Origin of the sequence: Achromobacter sp., assembly GCF_032113835.1 — a bacterium.
Lineage (GTDB): Bacteria > Pseudomonadota > Gammaproteobacteria > Burkholderiales > Burkholderiaceae_B > Achromobacter.
On the sequence record NZ_DAMCTG010000028.1, the window covers coordinates 1 to 12,946 of the forward strand.

12 protein-coding genes are annotated in these 12,946 nt (G+C 68.2%); 6 read left to right on the plus strand and 6 right to left on the minus strand.

Going from position 1 to position 12,946, the window contains the following annotated elements; genetic code table 11:
• A partial coding sequence (locus RT697_RS12255; protein WP_313699169.1) for a SulP family inorganic anion transporter occupies window positions 1-731 on the plus strand: 731 nt, incomplete at its 5' end.
• A gap of 24 nt (window positions 732-755) precedes the next feature.
• On the opposite strand, the gene RT697_RS12260 is transcribed toward RT697_RS12255, so the two are convergent.
• From RT697_RS12260 to RT697_RS12280, 5 genes are read right to left on the minus strand one after another with little or no spacing between them, the layout of a single operon-like run.
• Window positions 756-1,598 carry a VOC family protein gene (locus RT697_RS12260; protein ID WP_313699171.1) on the minus strand — a complete coding sequence of 281 codons (843 nt, stop codon included), beginning with the start codon at window positions 1,596-1,598 and terminating at the stop codon, window positions 756-758.
• A gap of 36 nt (window positions 1,599-1,634) precedes the next feature.
• Window positions 1,635-3,272: an ABC transporter ATP-binding protein gene (locus RT697_RS12265; protein ID WP_313699172.1), complete on the minus strand. Its 1,638-nt coding sequence runs from the start codon at window positions 3,270-3,272 to the stop codon at window positions 1,635-1,637.
• Complete coding sequence (locus RT697_RS12270; protein ID WP_105238898.1) at window positions 3,269-4,099, minus strand: ABC transporter permease; 831 nt, start codon at window positions 4,097-4,099, stop codon at window positions 3,269-3,271. The genes RT697_RS12265 and RT697_RS12270 overlap by 4 nt, the downstream gene beginning before the upstream one ends.
• A gap of 3 nt (window positions 4,100-4,102) precedes the next feature.
• Window positions 4,103-5,077, minus strand: a complete 975-nt coding sequence (locus RT697_RS12275) for an ABC transporter permease (protein WP_313699174.1) — start codon at window positions 5,075-5,077, stop codon at window positions 4,103-4,105.
• Window positions 5,078-5,086: 9 nt separating this feature from the next.
• Window positions 5,087-6,691: an ABC transporter substrate-binding protein gene (locus tag RT697_RS12280; RefSeq protein WP_313699176.1), complete on the minus strand. Its 1,605-nt coding sequence runs from the start codon at window positions 6,689-6,691 to the stop codon at window positions 5,087-5,089.
• A 196-nt stretch (window positions 6,692-6,887) separates the two neighbouring features.
• Here RT697_RS12280 and RT697_RS12285 point away from each other — a divergent pair, with 196 nt between their 5' ends.
• The 5 genes from RT697_RS12285 to RT697_RS12305 are packed head-to-tail and all read left to right on the plus strand — an operon-like array spanning window position 6,888 to window position 11,724.
• Window positions 6,888-7,655 (plus strand): endonuclease/exonuclease/phosphatase family protein, encoded by a 768-nt coding sequence (locus tag RT697_RS12285; RefSeq protein WP_313699178.1) that lies wholly within the window; start codon window positions 6,888-6,890, stop codon window positions 7,653-7,655.
• Window positions 7,652-8,842, plus strand: coding sequence for a cardiolipin synthase ClsB (gene clsB, locus RT697_RS12290; RefSeq protein WP_313699180.1), 1,191 nt, complete (start codon window positions 7,652-7,654; stop codon window positions 8,840-8,842). Before RT697_RS12285 ends, clsB begins: the two co-directional genes overlap by 4 nt.
• Window positions 8,839-9,840 carry a lysylphosphatidylglycerol synthase domain-containing protein gene (locus RT697_RS12295; RefSeq protein ID WP_313699182.1) on the plus strand — a complete coding sequence of 334 codons (1,002 nt, stop codon included), beginning with the start codon at window positions 8,839-8,841 and terminating at the stop codon, window positions 9,838-9,840. Before clsB ends, RT697_RS12295 begins: the two co-directional genes overlap by 4 nt.
• 8 nt (window positions 9,841-9,848) lie before the next feature.
• A complete protein-coding gene (locus RT697_RS12300) occupies window positions 9,849-10,979 on the plus strand; it encodes a DUF3182 family protein (protein ID WP_313699183.1) in 1,131 nt (376 codons plus the stop codon).
• Entirely contained in the window at window positions 10,966-11,724 is a 759-nt protein-coding gene (locus tag RT697_RS12305; protein ID WP_105238891.1) for an alpha/beta hydrolase family protein, read from the plus strand. The genes RT697_RS12300 and RT697_RS12305 overlap by 14 nt, the downstream gene beginning before the upstream one ends.
• Window positions 11,725-11,777: 53 nt before the next feature.
• Here RT697_RS12305 and RT697_RS12310 read toward each other — a convergent pair whose 3' ends face one another.
• The gene (locus RT697_RS12310; protein ID WP_313699185.1) at window positions 11,778-12,881 is read right to left on the minus strand and encodes a DUF748 domain-containing protein; all 1,104 of its coding nucleotides are present in this window, start codon (window positions 12,879-12,881) and stop codon (window positions 11,778-11,780) included.
• Window positions 12,882-12,946: the final 65 nt, after the last annotated feature.

Consider the following 12,946-nt stretch of genomic DNA (forward strand, 5'->3'; position numbering starts at 1 on the left):
TGACCGACACGCCCAGCGACAAACGCCGCGAATGCAAGGGCCAGGGCATCGCCAACCTCGTCACCGGCTTTCTGGGCGGCATGGGCGGCTGCGCCATGATCGGCCAGTCGGTCATCAACGTGCGCGCCGGCGGCAGGACGCGTCTGTCGACCTGCGTGGCGGGCGTCTTCCTGCTGTTCCTGATCGTGGCGCTGGGCCCGCTGGTGGCGCAGATTCCGATGCCGGCGCTCGTGGCCGTGATGATCATGGTGTCCATCGGCACCTTCAACTGGCGCTCGCTGCGCAACCTGGGCTCGCATCCGTGGCAATCGTCGGTGGTCATGCTGGCCACCGTTGGAGTCGTGGTCTGGACGCATGACCTGGCGCGCGGCGTGCTGGTGGGCGTGGTGCTGAGCGGCCTGTTCTTTGCCGGCAAGGTGAAGGGGCTGCTCGACGTGGACGCGTCGCTGTCCGAAGACGGCCGCACGCGCACCTACCGCTATACGGGCCAGATCTTCTTCGCCTCGGCGTCGCGGTTCTCGGCGGCGATCGACTTTCACGAAGCCGTCGAACGCGTGGTGATCGACCTGTCGGCCGCGCACTTCTGGGACATTTCGGCCGTCGGCGAACTGGACAAGGTGACGCTCAAGCTGCGCCGGGCCGGCCGTCAGGTCGACGTGGTGGGGCTGAACGAGGCCAGCGCGACGCTGGTCGGCCGCTATACGCAGCCGGGCGCGTCGGCGGGCCACTAGCCCCCGCCGCGCCTGCCCGCTGGCTCAGGATTCGACGAAGGCCAGGATCACGCCGCCGGTTTCCAACGGCGGCACAACGATGCGGGACTTGTGCGCCTGATGCGCCACGCCCGCTGCGGCCAGCGCCTCCTGCACGCGTGCCAGCGCATCGGTGCGCAGCGTCAGCGCCGCGGCGCGTTCGCCGCCAGCGATGAGCGGCGCGGCATCCACCCCAAAGCGCGCCTGGATGCCCGCCGGCGTCAGATACAACACGCTGGCGCGGCCCGCGGCAACGGCCACACCGTCCTGCACCTCCTGCACCACGCCGGGACCGAAGGCCTGCTCCAGCAGTTCGGCCGAAGCCGAGGGCTTCTCGCTCACATAGACGTACTCGGCAATGCCGCGCACACCATTCGGGTGCTGCCGCCATTCAGGCCGCCACACCAGTTCCGGCGTTTCGTGCTGGCAGAAGAACACCCGGCCATTCGGAATCCGGTCCGCGCGGATGCGCAGCGTGCGAAAGCGCGCATCGCCCAGCGTCTGTCCGCCTGCGGTGACCGGCCGATGGAAGCTGCGCGCGCCGTCGCCTTCCAGCGGCACGTCGCGGTTGGCCAGATCCTTCCAGGTCGCGTCGGCATTGGCCGTCTTGAACACCAGCCCCGCGAGGCCCAGCGGATGCTCCCAGCGGGCGCCTGGGATATCGGCCTTGGGCGGCTCGACGCCGATGAGCTCAAGATAATCGTCGCCAAAGATCGCCAGATGGTTGCTCGACCCCAGCGAATGGTGCCCCCGGTCGGTGAGGAGAAAGCCAAGCCGGCGGAAGCGTGCCGCTGACTGGTCCAGATCCAGGCCCGCCTGGATGACGACGTGATCGATGCGTAAGGTCACTCAAACTCCTTGAACTATGAATGCAGCACCGCCGGGTCAGGCGGCGAGCCGCGTTGCGACCGCGGCCGGATCCCAACGGCGGCCCGGCACGGCCGCCAGCAGCGCCTGCGTGTAGGGATGGGAAGGATTGTTGAACACGTCGGCGCACACGCCCTCTTCCACGACGCGGCCAGACTTCATGACGGCGATGTGGTCGCAGACCTGTGCGGCCACGCGCAGATCGTGCGTGATGAAGACGATGGACAGGCCCAGTTGCTCGCGCAGCCGGGCCAGCAGCGCCAGCACCTGCGCCTGCACGGACACGTCCAGCGCCGACACCGGTTCGTCGGCGATCAGCACCTGCGGCCGCATCGCCAAGGCGCGCGCCAGACCGACGCGCTGGCGCTGGCCGCCGGAAAACTCGTGCGGAAAGCGCCGCACGGCGTCGGGCGACAGGCCCACCAGTTCGAAGAGTTCCTGCGCGCGGGCCAGCGCCTCGCGGCGCGGCGTGCCATGCACGATGGGGCCCTGCGCCACGATCTCGCCGACGCGCTGGCGCGGATTCAGCGACCCGTACGGATCCTGGAACACCATCTGCACGCGCTGCGCATGGGCGCGGCGGGCGCGCGCGCCCTTGAACGACAGCGGCTCGCCGGCCAGCGTGATGTCGCCGCCGTCGGGCGGCAACAGGCCCAGCAGCGTGCGCGCCAGCGTGGACTTGCCCGATCCGCTTTCACCCACGATGCCCAGCGTGCCGCCGCGCGGCAGCGTCAGCGTCACGTCGTCCACCGCGTGCGTCACACGGCCCGGCCGGCCGAACCAGCCGCGCTTGCGATAGGTCTTGGACAGCCCCTGCGTGGTCAGGATGGCGGGCGCGTCCGCGTCCAGGTCGGCGCGGGCCGGCGCGGGCGCCAGCGGCGGCACCGCGGCAATCAGCGCGCGGGTGTAGGGATGGCGCGGATGCTCCAGCACCTGGTCGGCCGTGCCGCTTTCCACCAGTTCGCCGCGCTGCATGACGGCGACGCGGTCGGCAATCTCGGCCACCACGCCGAAATCGTGCGTGATGAACAGGACCGCCGTGCCCTTGCGGCGCTGCAGGTCGTGGATCAGATGCAGGATCTGCGCCTGCGTCGTCACGTCCAGCGCGGTCGTCGGTTCGTCGGCGATGAGCAGCGCCGGCTCCAGCGCCAGCGCCATGGCGATCATCGCGCGCTGCCGCTGTCCGCCGGACAGCTCGTGTGGGTAAGCGCCCAGCGCCTGAACGGGGTCGGGCAGCCGGACGGAGTCCAACAGGTCCAGCGTGCGCTGCCGGATCACGGCGCGCGAGAGCCGCGTGTGCGTGCGGAATACCTCGGCGATCTGGTCGCCGATGGTGCGCAGCGGATTGAGCGCGGTCATCGGTTCCTGAAAGATCATGCCGATGCGCTGGCCGCGCAGCCGCCGTAGCGCATCGGGCGCGAGCGTCAGCAGGTCCTGGCCTTCCCACAGCACGCGTCCGGCGCTGGCCTGCACGCCTTGCGGCAGCAGGCCGAGTATGGTGCCGGCCGTCAGCGATTTGCCCGAGCCGCTTTCCCCCACGACGCAGACGATCTCGCCCGGATTGACCGCCAGCGTCAGGCCCTTGAGCGCATGCGGCCGGTCGGCCCCGGGCGGCAGGTCCACGGTAAGGTTTTCGATGCGAAGCAGTTCGGTCATGATCGTTTCAGCCTGGGATTGAGAGCGTCGTTCACCCCCTGCCCGACCAGCGAAATCGCCAGGACGGTCAGCAGGATGGCAATGCCGGGAATGGCGGACACGTACCACTGCACCCGGATCACCCCGCGGCCGCCGCCGATGAGGTTGCCCCAGGACGGCACGTTGGGGTCCGACAGGTTCAGAAAGGCCAGCGCGCTTTCCAGGAGGATCGCCGTGGCCATGATGACGCTGGCGTAGACGATCACGGGCGGCAAGGCGTTGGGCAGGATCTCGCGGAAGATGAGGCGCAGGTCGCCCATGCCCAGCGCCCTGCCCGCCTGCACGAACTCGCGTGTCTTGAGCGTCAGGAATTCGGAGCGGGTCAGCCGCGCCACGGGCGGCCACGACACCAGCCCGATGGCCAGCACCACCGTGCGCAGGTCCGAACCGAAGACCGCCACCAGCACCAGCAGCAAGAGGAAATTAGGCAGGATCTGGAAGGCCTCGGTCACGCGCATCAGCAGGTCGTCGGCCAGGCCGCCGTAATAGCCCGCCACGGCGCCCAGCACCACGCCGATCAGCACGGACACGACAGTCGCGGCAAGCCCGATGGCCAGCGTGACGCGCGCGCCGTGCAGGATCTGCGCGGCGATGTCGCGCCCCACTTGATCGGTACCCAGCAGAAAGCGCGCGTTGTCGCCGGGCCACTGTAGCGGCCGGCCCGCCAGGCTGAGCGGATTGCGCGGATACCAGAAGTCGGCGCCCAGCGCGGCCGCGCAGACGGCGGCCAGCAGCACGAGGCCCAGCACGGCGACGGGGCTGTGAAAGTAACGGCGTAGCGTTTCCATGGTTCAGCTCCGCACGATGCGAGGGTCGAGCCGCGCATACAGCAGGTCGACGATGAAATTGATGGCGATCACCAGCAGCGCGGACACGAACACGATGCCAAGCAAGGTGTTCAGGTCGCGCTGCACGACGGACTCGTACGCCAAGCGGCCCAGGCCGGGCAAGGCAAAGACGCTTTCGACGACGACGGATCCGCCCAGCATGGTCCCGGCCTGCAGGCCCAGCAGCGTCACCATCGGCAGCAGCGCATTGCGCAGCATGTGCCGCGCGACCACGGCGGTCTCGCGCAGTCCCTTGGCGCGAGCGGTGCGGATGAAATCGTGCGCGGCGACTTCCAGCATCGACGCGCGCATGATGCGCAGGTAGATGGCCAGAAAGATCAGCGCCAGCGTCGCGGTGGGCAGAATCAAATGCCACGCGATGTCCAGGATGCGGGTCAGGCCCGTGTAGCCGGACGCAATGGTTTCAAATCCGCCGGCCGGCACCCAGTCCAGCCACACGGCAAACACAAAGATCCCCATCAGCCCGAACCAGAAAGACGGGGTAGCGCAGAACACCAGCCCCAGCGTCGAGATCAGCCCGTCCGCCCAGCCGTTCACGCGCCGCGCCGCGATGACGCCCAGCGCCATGCCGCCCGCAAAGGCGAACGACAGCGCCGAACCCATCAGCAGCAGGGTCGCCGGCAGACGTTCGGCGATCACGGCAGCCACCGGCTTGCCATAGATCGCGGAATAGCCCAGGTCCAGATGCGCCAGCCGCCACAGATAGCTGCCCAGGCGCGCGCTGGCCGACTCGTCGAGCTGGTAGTGCGTGCGCATGGCCGCAATGGTGGCCGGGTCCGCGCCGCCGATCTGCGCAACCAGCGCGTCGACGGTATCGCCGGGCGCCAGCTGCAGCAGCAGGAACAGGCCCGCCAGGATGATGAGTAGCGCGGGCGCCGCCGCCAGAAGCCGCCGCGCCGCGAGAGTCAGGAACCCCATGCCGCGGTCCTATGCCGACAGCCAGGCGTCATGCCAGTCGCTGGACGGCCAGCGCGCATTGTTATGGCCGTTCTGCAGCTTGCGGCTGGCCACCGAATAGAACTGGCGTTCGGTCGCCATCCAGATGGGCAGTTCGTCGTTGACGGCTTGCACCCACTCCGCATACAGCGCACGGCGGCGGGCCGCGTCGATTTCGGACGCGGCGTCGTCGATCAGCTTGTCGACCTTGTCCGACTGCCAGCCGTACTGGTTTGTCCAAGGCGCGCCCGCCGGGCTGCCCGAGCGGTACCAGACCGTGGTGGACACCGCCGGATCGCCGCGGTACTGGTGCCAGCCCGTGGCGATGTCGAAGTTGTGTTCCTTGTAGACCGAGGACAGCGCGCCCGCGATGTCGTATTGCACGATCTCGACCTTGATGCCCACCGCCTCCAGCGACTGCTGGATGAAGGTTGCCAGCAGCGGCACGTCTTCGCCGTTCTGGATGGGCACCAGCTTCAACGTGAAGCGCACGCCGCCGGCGCCGCGCTTGAAGCCGGCCTCGTCGAGCAGCGTCTCGGCGCGCTTGACGTCGAACGGATACGGCGGCTTGCTGCCCGCCGGGAAGAACGCCTCGGACGACGACGGAATGGGACCGGTCGCCGGCTTGCCCAGCCCGTACAGGAAGTTCTCGATGAAGAACTCGATGTCGATGGCGTGGACAATGGCCCGCCGCACTCGCAAGTCGGCCAGTTCCTTGCGCCGGAAGTTGAATTCCAGCGTGTTGTTGAACACGTTGGCCTCCAATCCCTTGCTGCGCACCTCGAACTGCGGGTTCTGCTTCAGGCGGTCCAGGTCGGCCAGCGTCAGCTGCGAATAGGCGCTGAGCTGCAACTGGCCGGTTTCCAGCGCGGCCGTGGCGGCCGACTTGTCCGTGATGATGCGCCAGACCACGCGGTCCAGATAGGGCTCGCCCTTGCGCCAGTAATTGGGGTTGCGCTCGGCAATGATGAACTGGCCGCGCTGGTATTGCACGAACTTGAACGGACCCGTGCCGACCGGCGCGGTGTTGGCCGGGTTTTCCAGCACGTTGGTGCCTTCGTACAGATGGCGCGGCACGACGTAGCCCAGATCGGCCAGCGCGCGCAGCAAGAGGTCCAGCGGCATCGGGCGGCTGTAGCGGAACACCGCCGTGTGCGCGTCGGGCGTGTCGACCGCCTCAAGATAAAGCTGCAGCGCGGTGCCGAAATTCAGGTGTTTCTTCCACAATTCCAGCGCGTTGTACTGGACGTCAGCCGACGTGAAGGGCTTGCCGTCATGCCAGGTCACGCCTTCGCGCAGCTTGAACGTGATGGTCTTGCCGTCGGGGGCGGCGGTCCAGGCGGTGGCGAGCTGACCGACGGGCTTGCCGGCCGCATCCAGGTCCACCAGCGATTCGATGATCTTGCTGGTAACGATGTACACGCCGGTCGAGGCGCGCAGCGCCGGATTCAGGATCCGCTGCTCGGACCCCAGATGCACGTTCAGCACCCCCCCATGACGCGGCGCGGCGGACTGCGCCAGAAGCGACGTGGGGAATGCCATCGCGGCGGCAAGCGCCCCGGAAGACAACAGGAATTCGCGGCGGGTGGTGCGCATGTGGGACTCTGGTTCTGCCTGGTTGGAAGCTGCGGATCTTAGGCCTGCGACGCCGGGCTTGAGAAATGCCGATTTCTCATTTGCTCATGCGTCCCCCGCGCCGCTTCCCGCAGAAGAAGTCGTTTCTCTACACGTTTCATTACGTCGCAGGCACGCGGCTTGCTCCCACCGCCAGATCGCATCTGACGGAGTTTTCATGCCCGCTTCGCCTTCCCTCGACACCACGACGCTGACGGTGCTGACGGTCAATACCCACAAGGGCTTCACCAGTTTCAACCGCCGCTTCATGCTGCACGATCTGCGCGAAGCGCTGCGCACCGCTTCGCCGGACGTGGTGTTCCTCCAGGAAGTCCTGGGCGAACACCAGACGCATGCCGGCCGCCACGAGTCGTGGCCGGCGCAGTCGCAGTACGAATTCCTGGCCGACACGCTGTGGACCGACTTTGCCTACGGCCAGAACGCCGTCTACCCGGAGGGTCATCATGGCAACGCCATCCTGTCGCGCTACCCGATCGAAAGCCACCACAACCACGACGTGAGCGTGGACGGCCACGAGGGGCGCGGCCTGCTGCACTGCATACTGAGGCCTCCAGCACTCGCCTCGCCCATCCATGCGATTTGCGTGCATCTGGGCCTGCTCGAGCGCCATCGGGGCGAGCAACTGCGCCGCCTTTGCAAGCTGGTGTCGCACGACGTGCCGGCCGACGAGCCGCTGCTGATCGCCGGCGACTTCAACGACTGGCGCCTGCGCGCCGACACCCTGATGCGCGACTGCGGGACCTCCGAGGTGTTCACCTCGCGGCTGGGACGGCCGGCGCGGACGTTTCCCGCGCGCTGGCCGCTGCTGCGGCTGGATCGCATCTACGTGCGCAGCGTGCGCGACTGGCGGCCGGTGCCGCTGGCGTCGCGCGTGTGGTCGCGCCTTTCCGATCATGTGCCAATTTGCGCGGAGATTGCGCTATGAACCTGGGCTGGCGCGAAAACAACCGATACACCCTGCTGGAAAACGGCACGGAGTACTTTCCCGCGGTCGTCGAAGCCATCGACGCCGCGGCCAGCGAAGTGCTGGTTGAGACCTTCATCCTGTTTGACGACGTCGTCGGCCGGGACATCCAGCAGGCCCTCATCCGCGCGGCGCGGCGCGGCGTCAGCGTGGACCTGCTGGTCGACGGATACGGCTCCGACGAATTGAGCGATGACTTCATCGGGGCGATGACCGAGGCCGGCGTGCGCTTCCACGTCTTCGATCCGCGACCGCGCTTTCTGGGCGTGCGCACGAACGTGTTCCGGCGCATGCACCGCAAGATCGTGGCCATCGACCGTCAACGCTCCTTCATTGGCGGCATCAACTTTTCCGCGGACCACCTGCCCGACTACGGCCCGGAAGCCAAGCAGGACTACGCCGTCCTGGTGGAAGGCCCGCTGGCGGCCGACCTTGCCGACTACGCGCGCGCCGCGCTGGGCAAGGGCAAGCGCGGGCTGCGGCGCCGGCCTGCGCGCATGGATCCCCTGCCCGCCGGCGACGGCGGCGGCCGGCTCGTGGTGCGCGACAACGTCAGCCATCGCAGCGACATCGAACGCTACTACCGCGCGGGCGTGCGGTCGGCACGGTCGGACGTGCTGATCGCCAATGCGTACTTCTTTCCCGGCTACCACCTGTTGCGGGATCTGGTGAAGGCCGCCCGCCGCGGGGTGCGCGTGCGCCTGCTGCTGCAGGGCGAGCCCGACGTGCTGGTCGCCCGGCTGGCCGCCTCGATGCTCTACGACTACCTGATGGACTCCGGCGTGGAGATCCACGAATATTGCAAGCAGCCGCTGCACGGCAAGGTGGCGTGCGTGGACGAGGACTGGTCGACGATCGGCTCCAGCAATCTGGACCCCCTTAGCCTTGCGCTCAATCTGGAGGCCAACGTCGTGGTGCGGGACGCGTCGCTGAACGCTGCTCTGCGCAAGAGCCTAGACCGGCTGATCGCAGAGGACTGCCGCCCCGTCGAGATGCCCAAGAATTCACGGCGCCGGTTGCGCCGCCTGTGGCTGGGCGTGGTGGTGTTCCACTTCCTGCGGCGTTTTCCCGCCTGGGCCGGCAGCCTGCCGGCCCACAAGCCGCGCCTGCAATCCGTCACGGCGGACACCGGCAGGGAGACGGCATGAAGATCCTGCACTCGTCTCCCATGCGGGCGCTGCGCCGCCGCTGGCCGCGGATCAAGCGTGTCCTGCCCGTGCTGGTGCTGATCGTGGTCGCTGGGCTGCTGTATTACTTCGGGCGTTCCGTCGACTGGCCTCAGGTGTGGGTGGCGATGCGCAAGATCCCCGGCCAGACCATTGCCATTGCGGGCGGCCTGGTGGTGGCCGGCTATCTGGCGTACGGCAGCCTGGACCTGCTCGGCAAAAAGTACACACGGCATCACCTACCCGCGCCCAAGGCGCTGGGCGTGGCCATGTTGAGCTACGCGCTGAACCTGAACCTGGGCGTGCTGGTGGGCGGCCTGGGCGCCCGTCTGCGGCTGTACACCCGGCTGGGTTGCCGCAAGTCGGTGGCGACCCGCGTCGCCCTGTTCGCGGCGGCATCGAACTGGATCGGCTATGCGTGGCTGGCGGGCATCGTGTTCGCCTTGGGCGTAGTGCCGGTGCCGGCAGGCTGGGAAATCGGGTCCGGCATGTTGCGCGTGCTGGGTCTGGCGCTGCTCGCGCTGGGCATCGCCTACGTGGTGACGTGTGCGCGGGCAAAGCGCCGCAGCGCCACCTGGATGGGCCATCACATCACCTTGCCGCGCACCCGCATGGCGGTCGCCCAATGCGCCGTGGCCGCGCTGTCCTGGTCGCTGATGGGCGCCATCTGCTTCGTGCTGCTGCAGGGCAAGGCAAGCTACCCCGCCGTGCTCGGCATCCTGTTGTGCACGAGCTTCGCGTCAGTCATCACCCGCGTGCCCGGCGGCCTGGGCACGACCGAGGCGATCTTCGTGGCCGCGCTGGGATCTCAGATTCCGCCAACCGAAGTGCTGGGCGCGGCGCTGGCGTACCGCGCGGTGTATGCGCTGGCGCCGTTGTGCCTGGCGCTGGTGGCCTATCCCCTGATCGAGCTGAAGCTGGGCATGCGCAAACGCAAGGGAGAAGACGCTCCCCCCGGCCAGGCTCGCCCCCTGCTATGAGGCCCGCCATGAATCGACCCCAACCCGACTCAGCAGGCACCGTCGCCGCCTACCCCCGGCGCACCGGCGCGTCCGAACATGAGATCGCCTCGCAGGAGGCGCTGGCCTTGCGGATTGCAGCCTTGTTGGGCCGGCGTTTCGTGCCGGACTACCGGCCGACCCGCAACCGCGGCGAGCCACCGCCCTACTACGTGCCCGACCGCAGCATCACCAGCCTGGCCCGTGCGGCCAAGCTGGGCATCTCGCGCGCGGCCGACTTGTTCGGGGGGGTGACGCCGCACGCCTTCGTCGCGACCAAATCCATCACCCACGGCGTCGTCGACGCCCAGGCCAAAGCGCCGCAGGGCTGGGTGCGGCCGCTGGCCGGCGAGCTGGATGAGGTCGTGCTGCGCGGGTACACCGCCTTCACGCTGGACGATGCGCACCGCGCGGGCGAACGCCTGCTCCAGGCGGGAGCGCTGCGGCTGAAGCCGGCCGACGCCAACGCGGGGCGCGGCCAGATCGTCGTGCGCGACGCGCAGGAGCTGCACGCCGCGCTGAACGGCCAGGACGCCGCCAGCATGCGCCGGCTTGGGCTCGTGCTGGAAGAGGATCTGGCGCAGATCGCGACCTACAGCGTGGGCTGGATCCGGATCGGCAAGCTGGAAGCGTCGTACGTGGGCACGCAAAGCCTTACCCGCGACAACAGCGGAGAGCCGGTGTACGGCGGCTCGGCGCTGACGTTCGCGCGCGGCGGGTTCGACGAACTGCGGGCGTTGAATCTGTCGGACGAAGAACGGCAGGCGGTGGACCTGAGCTGCCGCTACGACACGGCGGTATCCACCGCGTATCCCGACTTCTTCGCATCGCGCCGCAACTACGACGTTGGGATCGGCCAGAATGCCCGCGGCGAGCCCCGCGCGGGCGTGCTGGAACAGTCGTGGCGCGCCGGCGGCGCCAGCATCGCGGAGCTGTCCGCCCTGCAGGCGTTCATGCTGTCCCCGTCGCTCAAGTCGGTGTCAGCCTTTACGCGCGAGCGCTACGGCGCGGACGAACCCGCGCCCACGTCGGAGCAATACGTGTATCGCGGTGAAGATTCCGCCGTCGGTATGATCACCAAATCGGGGGGCATCCTGGAGGACGACAATGGCCGCCTTTAGCGACCCAATCGACATCGAGGTGGCGGACCAGCGGCTGGCCGGCACCTTTCTCACGCCCGAAAGCAAAGTGCCGGGCGTGCTGTTCATTCACGGCTGGGGCGGCGACCAGAAGTTCGACCTGGCCCGCGCCAAGGGCATCGCCGCGCTGGGCTGCGTCTGCCTGACCTTCGACCTGCGCGGCCACGCCGCCACGCAAGCGCAGCAGATGCAGGTCTCGCGCGACGACAACCTGCGCGACGTGATGGCCGCCTACGACCGGCTGGCGGCCCACCCGTCGCTGGACAGCGGCTCCGTGGCGGTGGTGGGCAGCAGCTACGGCGGCTATCTGGCCGCCATCCTGAGCGGACTGCGCCGCGTGCGGTGGCTGGGCCTGCACGTCCCCGCGCTGTATCGCGACGACGAGTGGATGCTGCCCAAAAACCAGCTCAACCGCGAGACCCTGCGCGCCTACCGCAACACGCATATCGAGCCCGAAAGCAATCGCGCGCTGTCGTGCTGCGCCAATTTCACGGGCGACGTGCTGATCGTGGAGGCCGAGCACGACGTCTATATCCCGCACTCCACGATCATGAATTACCGCTCGGCCTTCCGGCGGTCGCATTCGCTGACGCACCGCATCCTGGACGGCGCCGACCACGCGCTGACCGACAAGGCCTCGCAGCAGGCCTACACGTCGATCCTGGTGAACTGGGTGACCGAGATGGTGATGGGCGCGCGCGTGGGACGGGCGCGGCCGGTGCCGTAGGCGGGACGGCGCCGTAGACGGGCCAGCGCTGTATCTAAGGCGAGCAAAGCGGCTCAGGGCTTCGTCGGGCTCAGCATGTCCGACAGCGCATCGCCCAGTTCCTTGACGGCGCCCGCCACCCCTTCCGCCGCGCCTTCCGCCCCCACGCCGATGGCATGCCCGAACCCGCGCGCCACCTGCGCCGAAAAGCCCCGCGTGACCGAGAACTTGGGATTGTCCAGGCTGCCGGCCAGCGCGAATTCAAATCGGATGACGCCGCGCTTGTCCTTCATGGCCGCCAGCACCGCCTTGCGCGGCAACGAAAACAGGCTGCCGTCGCCGCTGAACTTCAGGTTGTGCAACGCGACGGTGCCCGATGCCTTGAGTTCGTGGCGGGCAATGACCGTCTTCATGTCCAGGTCCATGGATCCGCCGGACAGCGAACCGGCGCCGTTATCCGCCAGATAAGGCGCGGCATGGCGGATGTCCATGTTGCGCGCCGCCACCGTGATGTCCGCATCCGAGCTGCCCACCACAACCTTGCCCTTTGCCCGCACGGTAGCTTCGCCATTGCGGTTGTCTTCGACCTTGCCGGTGAATTCCATCTCGCTGGCGGTGCCGTCGCCCGGGATCACCACGGGCTGCAAGTGCGCCTGCACGTCCTTGAACGGAATGCGATGCGGCGGCTTGGAGACCGCACCGTCCAGGTAATCCAGGCGGCCATCGCGCAGGATCAGCTCGGCGACGCGGATGGGACCGTTGCGCTGCGTTTTGCCGTCGCCGGCGCGCAGCGCCGCTTGCAGCGCGGGCGCAATCTGCATGTCGCCATCGGCGCTGCGCACCACGGCGAAATCGAATCCATCGACGGTGATTCGCTTGAACACCGCCTCGCGGCGCAGAAAGGCCGTCCATTCCGGTTCCAGTTCGACGCGCCGGGCACGCGCGCCGGGCTGACCGGAAGCGCCAGCCACGGTGACATCGGTCAGCACGACTTGCCGCAGGCCGACCTGCACGTTGCCGACCTGGCTGCGGGGGCCGAGAATGCTGGCGATGCGCTGCTCGGCCACGCGGGTCGCGGCCAGCGCCAGGACTGCGAGCACCGCGCCAATCAACAGCAATATCGCCAGGGCGGTGCCCCAGCGTGACCGGCCACGCGCATCGGCTGCGTTCGAACTCATTGTGGTTTCCGAAGTTGTACGGGACAGCGGCGCGAAACGCGCCGCATCCCTTGCACCATAGCGAG